Source organism: Thermosporothrix sp. COM3 (assembly GCF_059696735.1).
This window is the reverse complement of record NZ_AP019376.1, coordinates 111594-129079: the sequence shown is the minus strand read 5'-3', so window position 1 is coordinate 129079 and position 17486 is coordinate 111594. Positions and strand designations below refer to the sequence as shown.

Here is a 17486-nt window from a genome sequence, read left to right as displayed (position 1 = left end):
GTTAAGACTGAAGAGCCAAAAAGTGATGCTGTGAAGTAAAGACGTGGTAATAAGAAATTGATGTAAGGGTACCGATGGAAAGAAAGAGAGTGCAGCGCTATTTGCAGCGATTTGTTATGTGTCTCCCTTTCGTGGAGGACTCTCGACATATGGTTCAGCGGTTCATTGCTCGCAAGCAGTCGTTGAAAGCCCCTTCATTGAGCGAGAAAGAGGTGACCTAAAGCAAGCGTCGGGTTGACGGAAAAGACGAGAGGGGAATAATCCCCCCTCTCCATGCAGGGCCCTTCTCATGAGCGCTCTCGTAGCATCTCAAAGAAGGTCCGCATGTCGTTGACGAGCAGATCGGGCGCCGTCTGGGTAGCAAAATGGTTTCCTCTGTCATAGAAATTCCAGGAGACAATGTTCTGATGATCGCGTTCTGCAAAGCGTCGTATTGACTGAAAGACGTCGGCAAAGTTGCATAAACCAAGCGGGACAGTAGTTGGTTCTGTCGGGACTTGCTCCGCATGAGCATCCTCATAATAAGAACGCGCTGACGAGGCAGCCGTGTTTGTGAGCCAGTAGAGCGTCACATTGGTCAGGATATAGTCGTCGCTTACCTCATCTCCATAGATCTGATAGTTCCAGGCAAGCTGACCTACCGGAGAGTCAGCCAGCGCATGAGCCAGCGTCTGAGGGACCGTAGACTGTAAGTGATGGTAGGCTCCCTTGTGAGAAACCCACTCCTGGAACTTTTGCCATTGCTCTTTTTCCTTCTCGGAAAGGGCTTCCATCTCAGCAGGATCGCCAGAGGGCATAGAGAAAATCTCGGTAACATGGACTCCTATGACGTGCTCAGGGTCAGCGCGTCCTACCTCCGGAGAAATGACCGAGCCAGCATCAGACCCCGCTGCACCATAGCGCTCATAGCCAAGACGATGCATCAGTTCAGCCCAGGCCCTCGCTATACGATAGCTATTCCAACCTCTCTGACGGGTGGGCCCTGACAGGCCATAACCGGGAAGCGAAGGGATGACCAGATGAAAGGCCTGGGTCTCTTTGCCTCCATAGGAGATTGGATCGGTGAGCGGATCAATCAGATCAAGGTAGTCAAACACCGAGGTTGGCCAACCGTGTGTTAAGATCAACGGCAAAGCATCATCGAATGGGGAGCGAACATGCAGAAAGTGAATGTTTTCTCCATCGATGGTGGTACGAAACTGCGGATAGGTATTGAGCCTGGCTTCCCATTTTCGCCAATCATACCCCTGCTGCCAGTACTTGACAAGCCTCTTGAGCGGCGCAAGGGGAACTCCATAGTCGCTACCTGCATCCGGTAACTCGTTTGCCCAACGAACACGGGAGAGCCGCATCTGAAGATCATCTAAGTCTGCCTGGGGAATAGCTACAGTATATGGAGTAATCACAATTGGTTGCTCCTTGCCTAAAAAATCTCTTCACGTTCGATATTGTGCACAAACAATGCACGAGAATCATAGCATGGTTGTTTGACACAAAACTTCTTCTATCTTGCTACGACTTGCTACGAAACGTGTGCAGGGTGTGTCGCTCTCTTGCATGTTCGTCGGGCTGATCGCATAGTGGAAAAGGTGTCTCCGCGTTATGCCGTCCCTCACCTCCTTTTGTACGAAGAAAGGGCCTCGAAACGGTGCTAGAAAAGCTGAGGTTCTATCCTTCCAGTTTCGCGATTACCTGTCCTTCACCATCCTGAAAGTGGATGTCAGAAGAGACTGATAGACTTCAAACGTCTGGCGAGCAATTTGCTCCTGCGTATAGTTTGCTAGCACGCGTTGGCGCCCTGCTGTGGACAGAGTGGCGTAGAGTCGGGGATTATCCAGAAGCTGGCGGACACGGTTGCTCAGCTCCTGGGCGTTGCCCTCCGGAAAAACGAGCCCGGCATCTCCGATGACATGAGGGATCTCGCCGGAATCGGAGCCAATCACCGGAGTTTCGCAGGCCATAGCCTCAGCTAAAGTTCGGCCAAACTGCTCTTTCCAGTTAGGGAAAGTGCGCGATGGTAGGGCAAATACATCGAATGCTGCAAGTACCTGTGGGACTTCGTAGGTGGGTACTCCTGGCCTGATGGTGACGCGGTCGCTGACTCCTAGCCGTGCAGCCTCTTCTTCCAGGACGCGTTTCATAGGACCGTCACCGACGAAGAGAGCCTGACAATAGTTGGGCAGGCTGGTCAGGGCTTCTACGATAGTGGTCAGACCTTTGGTTTTTCACCAGGCGGCCCAGGAAACCCAGCATAAAGGGAGCACCAGGTGTGCGAAGGGGACGGGGAACACGACGCTTGTAGATTTCGATATCAAAGCCAAACTGCGGAATCACATATATCGCTTTCTGATAGCCCTTGCGACGCAGAACCTCAACGGCTTCCTGATTGCCTGCCAATGCGGCATCAGCGTGTTGATAATTGTAACGTTCCATCTGGCGGAATGGTGGCGGATACTTGCGATAGAGATTCTGCCAGGTGAAGAAGAGTGTGCGGGCTTTGTGACGGCGGGCCAGACGCATCGCCTGAAACGTTGCAAGCTTGTATGGTTCTTCGTCTATGTGTACGATTTCTGGCTGTACCTCTTGCATGATTTGTCCCGGGTGAGGATAGTAGTGCAGGTGGTAGTTCCCATTGCAGGACATGGGGGTAACGATCATGCGGTACCCTGTAGTGTGGAGCTTTTCCAGTATCTGTTTCGTGCCGTTATCATGTTGCCAGTAAGGGGGTGTGACCAGTGTAAGCTGTACATCGGGGAATTTCGCCAGCTCTTCCAGTTTGCGTTGCGAGGTGCCTGCGACAAGAGCTTTCGAGAGCATAAGTACTCGCATGATACGTTTTTCTCTCTTCAATTTCTATAAAGCATATACGAATATAGTTTACCACGACTTTTATTATTCTCCTGTTTATCTGCGAATTTTGGAACGAAAATAGCTCTGAGATCCTTGATCTTGTCTACTATAATGATTCTGCTGAATCCCTGTATCAGGCGCAGTATGGATCATCGCGAGACGTGGGGGAGAGTGATCTGTCTGCAATGAGTAGGCAGGGTTATCCTGACCTGGAAGGTGGACCGGCAGGCATAGCATTTATTCTGCCGGGAAGTCAGAGAACCTGAGATAGCCTGGCTAATCCGCAGTTTCGCTTTATGTCTCCTGGCAATCTCAAGCGTCACCTGCCTGCGGAGGAAGGGTGAAAGTTCACCAGGCATAGGACCTGATGAACTTTCAGAGACGAAACGGTTATCTCAATCGTCGATAGTCTGGTAGACCAGGGTCCAGAAATCGTAGTAGAGGTTGAGCGGGAGGGAGCGCTGCGTGAGCAGAATCCCGACCAGATCCTCTTTGGGGTCGGAGAACCAGGAGGTGCCCATGCTGCCAAGCCAGCCGAAACGTCCGGGAACCGAGGCAATATCATCGCGTCTGGTCACCATTGAGACGCCAAAGCCCCAACCATTTGACTCAAAAAAGCCGGGAAACAGAGGCAGGCTCGATGCCGCTTTCTGTGCTGGCGTTAACTGGTCTGTGGTCATTGCCTCAACCGAGGGGCGCGAGAGAATGCGTTCGCTCCCATACCTGCCCTTATTCAACAGCATCTGTCCGAAGGCCAGATAGTCATCAATGGTCGAGACCAGCCCGGTAGCTCCAGACGGGAAGATTGGCGGACGGCTCCACCGGCTCTCCTGCACACCATCAAAGAGTTTGAGGGTTCCAGTTGCCGGGTCGGCAATGTAGCTGCTTGCCAGGCGATGGAGCTTGTCAGGCGGAACGCTGAAGCCAGTGTCCTTCATCCCAAGCGGCTCAAAGATCCGTTCGCGCAGGAATGTCTCAAACGGCTGGCCGGAGACGCGGGCGATCAGCACACTCAATACTTCGGATCCTATCCCGTAGAGCCACTGTTCTCCGGGCTGGTACATGAGCGGCAGCGTGCCCAGCCGGCGGATCCACTCATCAGGATCGGGCTTTTCCTGAAGTTGAGCCCCTGCCAGCGCCATGCCAATCTGAAGCTCGTTGGCGGCCTTGAGGATCGGATACGCTCCAGCAGGTGTAAACAGCAGACCGAAGCCCATCGTAAAGGTGAGCAGATCGCGCACGGTGATCGGGCGGTGCGCGGGTACCGTCTCATCGAGTGGCGCGTCAATGCGCTTGAGGACCTTGCGGTCAGCCAGTTCGGGGAGCCACTTCTCAACGGCATCGCCCAGGCGCAGCTTACCTTCCTCCGCCAGAATCATTGTTGCCACCGCTGTGATGGGCTTGCTCATAGAGGCAATGCGGAAGATCGTGTCGCGCTGTATCGGATCAGAACCAGCAAGCGACTTGTTTCCTACGGCATCAACGTGGACTTCGCCATGTCGGCTCACCAGCGTGACGATGCCAGGTATTTCACCGCGCTCAACAGAGCCTGCTATGTATTTGTGCAGACGGTCCAGACGCGCTCTGGATAGGTTTCTCGTTTTTATCATTTCATTCCTCCAGCTTTCTATCAGACTTTTTCTGATTGAATAGAACGTGATCGCTTTAAGAGACACTCACTGCTTTTTTGCCTATGACCGGCTTCTGTTTGTTCTGTAGGGCGTGCTTGCATATTTTCTCGATGATCTGCACCGCGGCTACTCCGACCAACAGATGAGCTATCTGAATCAGCCAGTGGAAATCTCCTATGAAGATCAGCATCTGAGTCAGACCAAACACGGGGACAATAAGGACGAAGACAAGGGCAATGGCCCCCAGAACGCGTATCCCTCTGGTGAGCAGGGCAATAATGCCTGAGAGTAGGAGGGAAAGAGTGACCAGAAAACCAAAGAGCATGTGAAGCTCAAGAAAGCTTATATGGAAAAACCAGTGCAACAGTCCGAGTGTGATTGCTCCTACTCCGGAAAGGGGCCCTACCCATTTCAGAATGTGAAAAAGAATTGACATAGCAAACTCCCTCTTATCTTGTCTTCCTGTAAGGTCTACAGGTGGTATATATGACGTGCTGTCCCTGGAGGACAGTTACAACACCGATAGCCTTTGAGCTCTCCTGCAAGCTCTCTGCGGTTACAGGAAGAAGCTTTGAAGGGCTGATCATGTGCTGTTTTATCTCTCTGATTATTTTATCTATATATCAGGATGTATTAATGTAAAGACAAAAGTCGATCCGTCGACGTCTTTTCTGATTGACGGGTACTCGGACAGTGCCTTGCAAGCGGACGTACGTCTCCTGTCACATCAGCCAGATTTCCTTTGTCATTTATATGACACAATAAAACGAGGAAATGTGACCGATGGAAATACACAACTGGTGAGCTATGCAGTTGGAGACGTTCGATGACCTACTGCATCCCCCCTTTGACAGGGCAATGGATGCTATCTGGTTCCATCTGAGCTGTCCCAACCACATCGGCCAGATTTCCTGTATATTAGTATGACAAAACGAAATGAGGAAATGTGACCGATGAATACACCCTCTCTGTTGGCACAACAATTTGAGATGGAGCGTCCTCGTTTACTGGCGATGGCCTACCGGATGCTTGGTTCGCTTTCTGAGGCAGAGGATGCCGTCCAGGAATCCTGGCTACGCCTCAGCGGGTCTGACGCCGGCAGCATCGAGAATCTGGGAGGATGGCTGACAACAGTGATAGCGCGAGTCTGCCTCAACATGCTACGTGCACGTAAATCGCGGCGTGAGGAATCCCTGGAAGCGTCGGTATTTGAAGCCGAGAGAGGTGGTGAAGGGGAGATTGACCCCGAGCAAGAGATGGAGCTTGCTGATTCGGTGGGTCTGGCGCTGCTGGTGGTACTTGAGCAGCTTGCTCCCGCTGAGCGCCTTGCCTTCGTGCTGCATGACATTTTCGCCGTGCCCTTTGAAGAGATTGCTCCAATAGTAGAACGCTCCCCGGCGGCAACAAGGCAGCTTGCCAGCCGCGCTCGGCGTCGCGTGCGGGGAAAAGCTCATATGCAGGATGCAGATCTGACCGCAAACCGGGAAGTAGTTGACGCTTTTCTCTCTGCAACGCGTACCGGGAATTTTGACGCGCTGCTTACCGTCCTTGATCCAGAGGTAGTGTTCCGACTCGATTCCCGGGTCGTACATGCAGATGTGCCGGGTGAGATTCACGGGGCAACAGCTCTGGCACGATTAATTGTGAAGCGTGGTCAGGTTGCGCAGGCATGCCGTGTTGTGCTGGTGAATGGCTCTGTGGGAATTGTTATGGCTCCGTACGGGCGATTGTTTGGTGCTCTCGATTTCACGATCAAGGAAGGCAAGATCACTGCAATCACCGGAATCATAGATCCTGCCCGTCTGCGCCAGCTACACCTTGCGCTCCTCGATGACTGACGATCCCTCGTCTGTCGACCGAGCATGCTTTTACGGTCCACTGCCTCTCAGTGGATGCTGGATGCCGACAGGTGATACCTGGCGATGCAGAATGTCTTCTCGGGGAGGGCTGAAGAAGGGTATCTTCTTCGGTCCTCGGGGGCCGAAGAAATTGAGCAGAAGTCTTAGCAGGGGAAATGCTCTGAGCGGTGAGGATGAGGGTGATAGGAGTGTGTGTATTGCAGGGCAGGTCTGGAAGGGTGAATCGCATGAGTTGCCAGGACTTGAGATACTGATTGCCAGGCCTCCATATCCAGGTACTTGAAACGAAAGCGAAGTTTGACGGGTAATGCCTCGCTGTAAGGTGTTTGAAAGGGGATAGTCAGCCCAAAGTGAGCAAAAAGCAGAGAGTGGGAAATATAGTACGAAAGGGCAGAGGCATTTTTAGTAGAAAGGACAGTGTATTTTCATCAGCAAGAGACTATCAATTCGGCAAAGGGCAGAGAAGGATCTGTCCTGTCTTCCTCAGAAGAGAAAGGTCAAGCCTTCACCTGGGGTCTCTCTGGGCGCCTCTTTCCCAATTCAGCATGCAATATTGAATAAACAGAGGACCAATATGCGCTGTCGTATAGTCGGGCAGTTTCAGAAAGAGCAGCCATTCATCAGGTCCGAGTGTCCACAAGGTGGGCTGTGGCGACCGATAGCCGGCCTTGATGAGGCGCGGGTTCTTTACCTCTTTGATGTGCTTGTTGTCCTCCCATTCCAGTGTGTAGAAAGCCTGCTCTGTGTCCTGATACTCGATCTTGAGTGTGCTAGTGTAGAAGCTGACCTGAACTTCCTGTTTGGCTAATCCGGCTTCTGTATAGAAGCGTCACCGATGAAAACGGATATATCCTGATCGATCCAGGTGGCGAGTAAACTCTGTTGCAAAGAAGATGCGGGCGAGGATAGGCGCAGGAAGAGTACGCGCCAGCGCGCCGCGCAGTACATCTTGAGGGCTATGGCGATTATCCTTACGCTCCCGATGCGCAAAGTGGAGTATAGTCTCGAATGAATTTTCGATCGCCGGCAGGGAGAAAATAGGCCTGTTTCTCATCAGGCAAGGCGGGGCATATTGAATCGTTTCTCTTCACTTCTTCTTCTGCAAGAAGACAGTATTTTATTTATATGCATCTCTGTATGAGAAGTGCTTCTATCTGCATCGGAAAACAGGAAAAACAAGGCGAACATGACCGGTTCCCTCTTAACAACCACTTTGAGAGTGACACCCTTAACCACCCTGAGTCTTATTCGCTTTCTTACTTGAGCTTATTTCTTCAGATATCTCGTTGTTGAAGATATAAAGAAAAATATATGAATTCGATGGAAATATTTTTATATGCACGAAAAAGACTTGTCAAGTTATTAAAATGTAACGGGTATTCAGTGCAGTAGTACGTGAGAGTCTGCAAGCAGAGCGTATTGAGCAGGTGTTACTGTTCTCTGGGCGTAGTTCCGCTTTTTTGTCCGTCTATGCTGCATCCCTGTGATTATGTCACAGGGACAACACTTCTCCTTGAATGTTGCTTATCCAACAATTGAGCCTGCTTGCTGGTTGCCGATGGTGAGAGCTTTCTTTACACTGGTTCTAACCACCCTGGAGCAACAGGATGGTTGATCTGGATGTGTTGTCTTTAAAATAGACAAAATATCATCGTGAGGAGAATATCTATGACAAATATGCTTTCTAAATGGGCCAGGGAATTTCTTCAAGAAGATCGTGTGGCAGTAATCAGTACGTTAAACAGAGATGGGAGTGCTCATGTAACAACCGTCTGGTATCTATTGGCGGATGATGGAACGCTGATTATAACGACTCCGAGCCACAGCCAGAAAATCAGGAATCTGCGCCGTGATCCTCGTATCGCGCTTTGTGTTGGTGCCGCGGGTTGCTCTGTCAGCCTTTATGGGCGGGTTTCTATCATTGAAGATCAAGCCATTGTCCGGCAGGATATTGAGCGTCTGATTGAGCACTATGTGACGGAGGCAGAAGCCCGACCGAAAGTGGTGGAAAGCCTGATGCAGCGGGCTCTTGTGGCGCTGCATTTTCTGCCAGAGAAAGTGACCGAGTTTTCTGCCCAGGTCTCCGGAGGGATATTGAACTGAGGATTGCAACATCAGCAGTCCCGAAAGCCGCTGCAACCGTGGTCTTGCTGAGAGAGTATTCAGCAGCCGCCCGCAATGCTCTCTGCGCGAACCTCTTTGAGGATACTTGATTTTGGTTCTTGTTTCTCTCTGCCCTGCATCAGTTGGGCCAGGAGGAGCCTTTCTCCTGGTATGGAAGCTTCTCCCTCTTCTTGAGATTTTTGCGCGAGCCAGAGGCGCTGTCATCGTGAGCACGAGGCTCGCGCAACTGCATGCGGGGCATTGCTCGGGATGTGCTGCCGCACCTGGTTGCATTTGGAGAAGGCATCAGGCATGAGCCAGACGCCTCCACTACCGCAAAACAGCCGAGCACTTGTCCCCCATTACTAGAAATGCTACGGCTTGATGATGCGACTCTCTGTGTCAGTGCGTTACGTGGCCGAAGATACCTGCTAGATCATGTTACGGACGTCGCCCTGCGGCAATTCCCTCGGCCTGCACTCCATATAAGCGTGCAAGTTCCTGCGCAAGCGCGTGTAGGCGTGTTTCAGTATGTGAAACGAGAATAATCTGCATTTCACGTGCCGCCAGCACATGCGTAAAGGCTTCTCCAATGCCCGATGACGCTCCAGTAATTAACGCCGTTTATCCTGTATATCTATACATCGAAGGCTCCTTTCAATTTATATATAATCGAATGCTTAAAACTCTTTCAATTAGTGTGCATTTACGACCTGCTGGAGCACGAGCGGACGCATCCGTTGCAGCTGCTCATAAAGGAATTGTTCCGGTGGGCAAATACCACAAGACGGCCTGCCTTGTTGATCAGGACGAATTCCTTATGTGGAGCCTCAATGCCATCGAAACCCGAGAAGGGGTTTCCTCTTTGGGAGAGAGGACGTCTCGCTCCCGAGCAAATGCCCGCAGGAGGGTTCGCACAAAGGAGAGCAGAGAGGGGTTACGAAGCTCTGGCAATATCGTTTTGAGCAGGGATTCCATCATCGGGCCTTCATCGAGAAAGAGGCGTTGATAGTTCTCCGGTTGAGCCAGCTTTACTGCCTGAAGAAGTGGGGTCTGGGCCTGGCTCTGCTCCTGATAGGCAGCATGGGCCAGTGCTTCCAGTATCTGAATTTCCAGCACGCTACGCCCGCGCCCCTGAGCCTGGGCCTTCTCTTTCCAGGGAGTCAACACTTGCAAGGCGATTTCTCCCCGCTTTTGCGCTATGTGTAACCGTGCCAGGAGTAGCGCTTCCTCTTGCTGGTACAGCAGTGGCAGGCTGCGCTCCTGGGTAGACGTTTGGGGGCTGAAGGCATATTGTGCCCATTGCTCTACTGCGGGCAGATTGCCCAGAGCCAGGTGTAAGCGTGCCAGCAAGACCTGAATGGTACTCAATGGCCAGGAAAAGTGAGTAGATCGCTCCCATCGCATGAGCATCTCTTGAGCCTTCTGTGTCTCTCCACAGGCGTGCAACAGGCGAGCATGGATAAGCGCACCAGAGCTAAACACGTGAACGCCTTCCTCTGGCTTGGCTCTCAACGCGAGCGCTTGTGAAAGAGAGTGCTGCGCCTTTGCGAGTTCATTCTGCTCATAAGCAATCTGAGCAAGGTCCTGATAGGCCCAGGAGGTGAAGAACGGGTCCATTTCCCCTGTCGCCAGAAATTGCTGTCGGGACATCTTCTGGTCTGTGGATAGGGCTTGCTGGTAGTAGTGGGAGGCTTTCTGCAACGCACCTTACGCTGACTGCCACTCAGCTGTATATAGGTAGAAGGGTCAGCATGGTTCTGGATAAACAGGAAATAACGGAAGAGAAAAAATGCATGAGAAGGTGGAGCAGGTTCTATGATAGATACTGCTGATCACAACCAGTGTTTCCTATAGCACTATGTTGTATCTGAGCTGTCTTCGCTACCGTTATGTATTTCCCTTGCATCTGTTTCCTTCTGGTAGAGTTGTTTTGTTTGTCAGAAGCAACAGCGCATGGTTGGAATGGCTCTAGCAGGGAACGAACCTGTACATGGTGCTCAAGAGGAATATACTTAAAGGGCCGTTCAACAAGCAGGTTGTGTTCCTGATTGAATGCCCTGGGTGCTGCTCTCCGTTGCACTAATGAGCTTGTACGAGAGCAGGGAGGTGCCGATAGTAACGTTAATCGGGCTATTGCACGCAATGGAGTAATAGATAAAATTTGACAGCATTTTTGTGTGAAAATATGAGAAGAAGTGTTGAGAAAAACAGCAGTGGTATTTTTCTGGTCCTGGCTTGATAGCGTAAATCGGGGGAAATGAGAAGAAAAGGTAAGAAAATGAGGAATCATGAGGAGGTTTCAAATTGCTTCTGAGCAATGGAACTTCCAGCGCTTTTCTCTTGACTCTGTAGTATGCTACAGGGTGTATCATTTTCTCAGACAGGAGCGATATGTATGGAGAGCTTTTCAATCGGGCACGTTGCGCGTCGCACTGGTATTGGTGTTGAAACTGTCCGTTTCTATGAGCGAAAGGGATTGCTCTCAGAGCCAGCTCGTAGCGCTTCAGGCTACCGACAATACACAGAAGAGACGGTGAGACAGATCCGCTTTATTAAACGCGCCCAACGCCTGGGTTTTTCCCTCAAAGAGATTCGGGAACTGCTCGCGCTCCGAGTGGAGAGGCAGACCGATTGCTTGCAGGTCAAAGAGCGCGCCGAGGCAAAGATTGCTGCGGTAGAACAGAAAATCATCGAACTTCAGCGTATGCGGCAAGCTTTGCTCCAGGTAACAGCTCTTTGTCAAGGACAAAACCTCAACAGCCGCTGTCCTCTGCTTGACGCGCTTGATCAAACAGCAGAAATGGAGGAAACATGAACGATATTACACTTCTTGCGACGCTTACCTGTCCCAACCCGGCCTGTAGACATCAACAACGCGCTGTTATGCCGACGACGTTTTGTCAGTTGTACTATACTTGTGAAAAGTGTTCTCTGACACATAAACACAAACAAGAGGATTGCTGTGTATTCTGTTCCTATGCAGATAAACCGTGTCCTCCTATACAAAGAGCAGGAATCTGCTGCGCTTCAAATCATTCTGATCAAGGAGCCTCTGCACTGCAAGGATAAAGGAAGAGGGATGGATGTTCATGAGTCCCCTACTCTTGATCTACCGGCGATACAATTCGTTACGCATCTCGCTTGCGTTCAAGATAAGGCCTGGCGGCTAAGAGACGTGGCATCAGGGGGTTGGACTGAGTGGCTGTACACATCAAGTCAGGTAAAATATATGTCCAGTTGTATAGACTGATATGGATGCGCAATTCAGCAAGCAATGCGGCCTCCATCACGCCTTTCGACAAGCGTTCACCGAAGAAGTATCGATATCGTCCCTTGTCTTCGGGCGTTGTTTTCGACATATCGAAAGGGTATACTGAAAGGAATCCTGTAACGAGATGGGCATTGCTCTGATGGGTGTCAGCTTTGAGGTTCGGGCCCGGGAGCCTGATCATCAGGGTACCCATTGCGTCAGGAAGCCATAAAACGTTCAAGCATCTACAATTGGGCTCTCTCGTGTTTGAGCTTGTCACGTTTCAGGTGGGTGCCCTGGATCTCACGGTGACTGTATATATCCCGTTGGATGAAGCAGATACAGGTTTATCATACCAGCAAAAAGCTCCCAACTGCTTTCCGGAGGATGAAGCGTCTTAAGTGGGTCCTGAGCTTCCATAGTCATGATGTCATTGATCAGCCCATCCTGCTCGGGTTGACTACAGATCTGGCCACGCAACCCTGCATCAATGCCGCAGGGTTCTTATCAGGAGAAACACGATGGATCAATCTCTTTTGCAGGCGGTACAGGCGTTAGCACAAGCGCGTGATGTGGCACTCGGCGGGAATGTGACGGATGAACCCGTAGATTGGGAGATTGAGGCCTGCTCAACGACTGTTTTTCGCTCTTATACGCTCTATCGTGTTGTGCGTTGGGTGAAATGGATGTACGAGACCTGGTATCTTGGATGGACTCCGGGTCAAGATCCGTATTGGCTCGAAGGTGATCCTGTAAGCTTTCTAAACATGGCTCAGGCAGACGGCGTTTGTCTTGAGAGCGTTGCTGCTATCTGGGAATATGCTGAGTGGTATCTTGTAATCACACAACATCAGCATTACTGGGACGAGTTTCTCTTGATTGAATCTGTTGATCAAGCTCGCTTTCTGGATGATATTGATGCAGATATGACACCGCTTGAGATATGGAGAAAGGAGACATTTAAGGAGCAGTATCGCTCTCGTATTGGGCAACCTTCCCTTTTCCAATTTCAACAAACCACAGCATTGGAAGTGTTTGCGCTCCATGGTCGGAATCTGGAACTCCATCATCTCTTGCTTGATAGGTCGGGGTATCTCTCTCATACCAGAACGGTACTAGAAACTGATCTTCCTCTGGCTGTTGCCGGGTATGGCTCCCGTTCTCTGATCTCCGGGTATATCTGGCATAAATACTAAGGCACTTTTTCACGTTTTGCTCTTCCATCCTTCAGAAGTGGCTCTGATGGCAATGGATGTGGAAACCCTGCTGCAATGGAAGTTAAACGTAGGATGAGTTGAAACATGACCTTCGGCTGCACTCTGTGACACTCCTACAGACTGTTAGAGCCTCGTGTGAGCCCTACAGTGGCAGGTGAGGCGGTATCGAATGGGCGCCTGGGCAGTTTTTAGAACCGTTTGCGCAAGTGTTTTTCCTTGTTTTGAAAAATCATTCGAACGGCTGTTCGTCCAGAGAAGAAGATCTCCTCTGGACGAGGTATGCATTTCTCTCACAGCCAATGACCGTGTCTTTGCTCTGTGGAAAAATTGGTTTTACCAGTAGTGTTCATCTTCATGATGATGATGGTGGTGGTGATGGTGGTGATCCTCATAATGGTGGCCTTCGTGATGATGCCTTCCCAGAATCATATCACCGATCTCGTGCAGAAGATCTCCACTGTGATGTTCGCTTTCATAATATCCATGATGATGATGATGATGGAAGCAGGCAACTCCTAGATGCACATTGGGCCACTCGTAGACCGGATGTGCATGCTCAATAGTCATATGCTCTAAATGTACGTGCGGATCGAGCAGAAAACCGACAAGCCGTCCGTGCTCACGTAGCTCAGCCAGAATGGCATGTGCGTGCTCAAGGTAGTGATAGACTTCTTCTCCATTTTCTGCATATGGCTGAACGGCATATACAATGTGGCCATGATAAAAGAGTTCATCAATCTCATGATGCTGATGATGTCCGTAAGGATACATTTCCATAGAGCTAACCTTTTCTTGTTTCACGGTCGGAAGAAGTGAATGTGTCTTCTCCCAACTTTGTAATCAGAAGCCTCTCCCGGGACGGGAAAGGACAAACGGGTGTTTGCGACTTATTATACCAGAGAAAAGAAAAAAAGATAGAAAGATATATCTTCTTTCCCAGGTAGCGGCCAGACTGACTTTCGTTTTCTCCAGGTCTATAGCCAAAGAAAGGCATAGATAGATGCTAGTAGCCACATCTGACGTGAGAGAGAAAGGAGAACCGCATGTGCATCTTATGCTTTAAAGGGGCAAAGGACGCAAGGGCAGCCAGGTATTCTCATCATAGACAGTTGCACACAGCCCTCGATGCATGAAAGTGGAAGTTGAGCAAGCTCTGATGGCGTCAAACACTGTAGAGTCAGTAAGGTTTTATATCGTCGTTAAGACAGGTAAATGAGCGAATGCTGAATAAAGAAAGAAGAAGGAATTCATGAAAATATTCCTTTATTTGATTTTTATATAAAGAGTATTTGATGTATATCGGGCTTTATTTTCTCATTTTAGAGAAACGATAGCTAAGCGTTCTTCTTTGTGTGGAGATCGTTGATTTGAGATATGTCAGGAGTTGTAAGCAAATGCGTCGATTTCTGCCGGTTCTTGTCCTTGTTTTGATGGCGCCGACAGTTGCGGAACTGCTGTGGGGCTCTACTCCGCTTAGCGGGGTTACGCTGCTCCTTTTGCAAATCCCGATGTATGGCTGTGGGGCTTTGCTGATTCGGGAACTGGTGCGCCATCGGCAGCGCGGCTGGATCAGCATTCTTCTGTTAGGGGGAGCGTATGCGCTTATCGAAGAAGGGCTTGCTTTACAATTTCTCTTCCATCCGACACTGCTTAATATAAGCGATTGGGGAGGACGTGTTCTGGGAATCAATGGAGTCTACACTGTATGGGCAATTGGCTATCATGCTATCTGGAGCGTGGCATTGCCGATTCTACTTACAGATCTGCTGTTTCCAGAGCAGCGTGATGTGCCTTACCTGGGGCGTACGGGGCTCATCATTACCGGGATTGGTTTTCTGTTCGGGGTTGTCCTGATCGGGTTTATTGCACGGGTTGGGATTGCTCCGGGATATTGGGCCTCGCCCCTGCTGCTCGGGGGAACAGTGCTGGTTGTGCTCCTGCTGGCATGGATTGCCCTGCGCGTGCTTCCTCCCGCTGCCCCTGTTGCTACGTCTGCGGTGCAAGCGCCTCCCGGCTGGGTGGTTGCGCTTCTCGGGCTGGTTTGTGGTTTCCTGTGGCAGGCGATCCTGATCCTGTTCAGAGCATTCTTCCCTGCTTTGACACAAGGGCCACTGGTACTGGTTCCCTTGCTGGTTGCTCTTGGGATGGCCGCACTTGTGTGCTGGTTGCTACGTATATGGACGCGTGCCTCCGGGTGGAGCGACCTTGATTGGCTGGCACTTGGAAGCGGCGCACTGATCGCGCATACCATTTTCGGCGTCCTGTTTCTGACCTTCACCCCGTTGGATAAGATTGGGCTGGCGATTCTGGGAGGCGTGATGGTGCTCCTGCTGATCCTGTTCGCTGTTTCTCTTTGGCGGAGAGCGCGCGGGACCCTGATGCAACAGGTCAGGGGACCTCAGGAGGAGTGAAAGCCGCTTTTCGTGCTTCCTGATCCGCCTGGTCTATCGCAGGCCTCGTAAGCCGCCTGGCTGTGCTTTCGTGAGCGACCAGGCGGAAGGGCACATTGATATGAACAGGCTGTTATGGCTTTGAAGATGTCAATGCGTTTTAGAGGACAGGCGACAGCTTGCCATCAAGTAGATAATAGGGCCTCTCAAGCTCTGTCTTGCTTGGGTTCTCAACCTGGTTTGCGCGTGGTTGTCAGGATGCCGCTGATAGCCGCCTGTCTTTCGGGGACCCTGCGGGGCACCAGGAGCATCACTGCATCTATGTGCCCGCGTAGATCCCCGGGAGATGAGTTAGCGCGATTTGTGTTGTCTCCCCAACCAGCGCGTCAGGGCGGCTTCCAGACCAGCAAGATCGCTGATGCCTTCAGTTGCTGCCCACGCCACGAACCCGTCAGGACGCACCAACAAGCTGCTCACACCGGCACCGTCCGAACGCCCTCGCACCAGCTTCAGACGCCCGGCGTAGGGCCTGGCCAGAGCTGCTAGCTGATCGTTCCCGGCAAGATCGACGAGCAAAGACCGGCCTTCATGGGCATAGTCGGAGAGCCGTGTCCCATCGTTCAGCCGAAGGTTAGGCATTGTTGCACCGACTAACGGATGCCCGCTCCCCAGGTCATAGCGCTGCCACAGACCGGAGATCCGCTTCACGTAGTAGGTCGCCCCGTCCCGTGTGCCCAGGAAATCGGTGACCACGCTCCTGAGGGCACGGCTGTAGGTGTCCCCGCGCATCACGGCCACCTGCGCACGCGTCCAATCGAGCACCCAGGCGCCGATCGGGTGCCGTTCGCTGGTATAGGTGTCAAGCAGGCCATCGGGTGCCCAGCCCTGCACGGTAGCAGCAAGCTTCCAGCCCAGATTGACCGCGTCGCCTATCCCCAGATTCAGGCCCTGGCCGCTGAATGGCGCGTGCACATGGGCAGAGTCGCCGCAGAGGAGCACGCGACCGCGCCGATAGGTCGTCACCTGCCGCGCGTGGTCTGTGTAGCGCGAGCCACTGATGACCTCGGTCACGCGGACATCAACGCCGCTGACGCGTCGCAGGCTGGCCTCCATCTCGGCCGCAGTGACCGGCGCCTCCCGGTTCGCGGGGGGACCATCAAACTCGACAGTGCGAATACGACCCGGCATCGGTCCGTAGACGTAGACGCCGGTGGGGGTATATTGCCAGCCTTGCCCCAGGTGCTCTGCCCCCTCCACTGTGGCCACCGCTTGCCGGCCTGTGATCATCGGGTCTGTGCCTGGGAACTCGAAGCCCGCTTGGTGGCGAACCAGACTGCGGCCCCCATCGCAGCCAACGAGCCACGCTACGCGTACGTCGGTCCTTCCTTGCAGATGAACGGTGACACCGGCCTCATCTGCATCGAATCCACGCACCTCCACCCCGCGCCAGACCTCAACGCCTAGCTCCGCCGCGCGCGCTCCCAGGATCCGCTCTACTTCGACCTGCGGGATTATCATATACCAGGTTGGGCCACGGCCACGTAACTCAGGATCCTCCTCGTCGACAGGGTCCGCCGGGACCTGAATCCCACCGAAATGCCCGACAAAAGGCGATCGCTTCTGTTCTCCATGCTGCCCTTTCACCGCCTCTAACGCGGGAAGCAAGCCACGCCGCTCGAAGGCCTCGACGGAGGCGGTATTGATCGCCCCTGCCTTGATGGCGGTGTCGAGCTCCGTTCGCCGTTCGACGACCACCACTCGAACCCCCGCTACCTTCAGTTCCGTCGCAAGCATCAAGCCAACCGGCCCGGCTCCTACCACGAGCACGTCATAGTCTATCTTTGTCGACATCAGGTTTTCTCCTCTCGTGTCTCTTCTGGATTTCCGCGGGCAGAAAGGTGAGAATGGGGGTAATCGTTACGTAAGCCATGTCATCAGCCGCAAAAGAGTAGGTGTGACGAGCATACATCGACCCGTCAGAAAGTCCTACACCTTTTTCTGGAAAGGAATGTGATTCTATTTGCCCTGCGGAAATGGTTTGTCATTGTGTTGGATTTCTGTCCTTCGCTTTACTCAATGTGCGCCCTACGGCCTGACTCTGCCCGGCTTCTGCCCTGCCAAACCAGAAGATTGCTAAACGACGAATTCACGCGTTGAGCACGATTACATGGCTTCTCCAGTAA

At 52.0% G+C, this 17486-nt stretch carries 18 protein-coding genes; 7 read left to right on the top strand and 11 right to left on the bottom strand.

What is annotated here, in order from left to right; all coding sequences use genetic code 11:
* Positions 1 to 287: 287 nt before the first annotated feature.
* The 5 genes from KTH_RS00575 to KTH_RS00555 all read right to left on the bottom strand — a co-directional run bounded on the left by KTH_RS00575 (position 288) and on the right by KTH_RS00555 (position 4917).
* A complete protein-coding gene (locus KTH_RS00575; RefSeq protein ID WP_497623170.1) occupies positions 288 to 1352 on the bottom strand; it encodes an epoxide hydrolase family protein in 1065 nt (354 codons plus the stop codon).
* A 336-nt stretch (positions 1353 to 1688) separates the two neighbouring features.
* Positions 1689 to 2183 carry a glycosyltransferase gene (locus KTH_RS00570; protein WP_497623168.1) on the bottom strand — a complete coding sequence of 165 codons (495 nt, stop codon included), beginning with the start codon at positions 2181 to 2183 and terminating at the stop codon, positions 1689 to 1691.
* Positions 2149 to 2829 carry a hypothetical protein gene (locus tag KTH_RS00565; protein WP_497615806.1) on the bottom strand — a complete coding sequence of 227 codons (681 nt, stop codon included), beginning with the start codon at positions 2827 to 2829 and terminating at the stop codon, positions 2149 to 2151. Before KTH_RS00565 ends, KTH_RS00570 begins: the two co-directional genes overlap by 35 nt.
* A gap of 416 nt (positions 2830 to 3245) precedes the next feature.
* On the bottom strand, positions 3246 to 4460 hold the full coding sequence (locus KTH_RS00560) for a serine hydrolase domain-containing protein (RefSeq protein WP_497615805.1): 1215 nt from the start codon (positions 4458 to 4460) through the stop codon (positions 3246 to 3248).
* Positions 4461 to 4515: 55 nt separating this feature from the next.
* Positions 4516 to 4917: a hypothetical protein gene (locus KTH_RS00555; protein WP_497615803.1), complete on the bottom strand. Its 402-nt coding sequence runs from the start codon at positions 4915 to 4917 to the stop codon at positions 4516 to 4518.
* A gap of 517 nt (positions 4918 to 5434) precedes the next feature.
* Here KTH_RS00555 and KTH_RS00550 point away from each other — a divergent pair.
* Entirely contained in the window at positions 5435 to 6319 is an 885-nt protein-coding gene (locus KTH_RS00550; protein ID WP_497615802.1) for a sigma-70 family RNA polymerase sigma factor, read from the top strand.
* A gap of 595 nt (positions 6320 to 6914) precedes the next feature.
* Entirely contained in the window at positions 6915 to 7148 is a 234-nt protein-coding gene (locus tag KTH_RS00545) for a hypothetical protein (RefSeq protein ID WP_497615800.1), read from the top strand.
* A gap of 21 nt (positions 7149 to 7169) precedes the next feature.
* On the opposite strand, the gene KTH_RS00540 is transcribed toward KTH_RS00545, so the two are convergent.
* Positions 7170 to 7394, bottom strand: a complete 225-nt coding sequence (locus KTH_RS00540; RefSeq protein ID WP_497615799.1) for a hypothetical protein — start codon at positions 7392 to 7394, stop codon at positions 7170 to 7172.
* A 614-nt stretch (positions 7395 to 8008) separates the two neighbouring features.
* Here KTH_RS00540 and KTH_RS00535 point away from each other — a divergent pair.
* Complete coding sequence (locus tag KTH_RS00535; RefSeq protein ID WP_497615797.1) at positions 8009 to 8443, top strand: pyridoxamine 5'-phosphate oxidase family protein; 435 nt, start codon at positions 8009 to 8011, stop codon at positions 8441 to 8443.
* A gap of 441 nt (positions 8444 to 8884) precedes the next feature.
* On the opposite strand, the gene KTH_RS00530 is transcribed toward KTH_RS00535, so the two are convergent.
* Together KTH_RS00530 and KTH_RS00525 are read right to left on the bottom strand one after the other, a co-directional pair.
* Positions 8885 to 9058, bottom strand: a complete 174-nt coding sequence (locus KTH_RS00530) for an SDR family NAD(P)-dependent oxidoreductase (RefSeq protein ID WP_497623166.1) — start codon at positions 9056 to 9058, stop codon at positions 8885 to 8887.
* 189 nt (positions 9059 to 9247) lie between these two features.
* The gene (locus KTH_RS00525) at positions 9248 to 10147 is read right to left on the bottom strand and encodes a tetratricopeptide repeat protein (protein WP_497615795.1); all 900 of its coding nucleotides are present in this window, start codon (positions 10145 to 10147) and stop codon (positions 9248 to 9250) included.
* Positions 10148 to 10841: 694 nt separating this feature from the next.
* Between KTH_RS00525 and KTH_RS00520 the strand changes: the two genes are divergently transcribed.
* Positions 10842 to 11261 carry a MerR family transcriptional regulator gene (locus KTH_RS00520; protein WP_497615793.1) on the top strand — a complete coding sequence of 140 codons (420 nt, stop codon included), beginning with the start codon at positions 10842 to 10844 and terminating at the stop codon, positions 11259 to 11261.
* Positions 11258 to 11515, top strand: a complete 258-nt coding sequence (locus KTH_RS00515) for a GDCCVxC domain-containing (seleno)protein (RefSeq protein ID WP_497615792.1) — start codon at positions 11258 to 11260, stop codon at positions 11513 to 11515. Before KTH_RS00520 ends, KTH_RS00515 begins: the two co-directional genes overlap by 4 nt.
* A gap of 59 nt (positions 11516 to 11574) precedes the next feature.
* On the opposite strand, the gene KTH_RS00510 is transcribed toward KTH_RS00515, so the two are convergent.
* Complete coding sequence (locus tag KTH_RS00510; protein WP_497615790.1) at positions 11575 to 11805, bottom strand: hypothetical protein; 231 nt, start codon at positions 11803 to 11805, stop codon at positions 11575 to 11577.
* 412 nt (positions 11806 to 12217) lie between these two features.
* On the opposite strand from KTH_RS00510, the gene KTH_RS00505 reads away from it, so the two are divergent.
* Complete coding sequence (locus KTH_RS00505; protein WP_497615788.1) at positions 12218 to 12892, top strand: hypothetical protein; 675 nt, start codon at positions 12218 to 12220, stop codon at positions 12890 to 12892.
* A gap of 354 nt (positions 12893 to 13246) precedes the next feature.
* Here KTH_RS00505 and KTH_RS00500 read toward each other — a convergent pair whose 3' ends face one another.
* The gene (locus KTH_RS00500; RefSeq protein WP_497615787.1) at positions 13247 to 13690 is read right to left on the bottom strand and encodes a hypothetical protein; all 444 of its coding nucleotides are present in this window, start codon (positions 13688 to 13690) and stop codon (positions 13247 to 13249) included.
* A gap of 617 nt (positions 13691 to 14307) precedes the next feature.
* Here KTH_RS00500 and KTH_RS00495 point away from each other — a divergent pair.
* On the top strand, positions 14308 to 15324 hold the full coding sequence (locus KTH_RS00495; RefSeq protein WP_497615785.1) for an AF_0692 family protein: 1017 nt from the start codon (positions 14308 to 14310) through the stop codon (positions 15322 to 15324).
* A gap of 330 nt (positions 15325 to 15654) precedes the next feature.
* On the opposite strand, the gene KTH_RS00490 is transcribed toward KTH_RS00495, so the two are convergent.
* Positions 15655 to 17154 (bottom strand): FAD-dependent monooxygenase, encoded by a 1500-nt coding sequence (locus KTH_RS00490; protein ID WP_497615783.1) that lies wholly within the window; start codon positions 17152 to 17154, stop codon positions 15655 to 15657.
* Positions 17155 to 17486 lie beyond the last annotated feature (332 nt).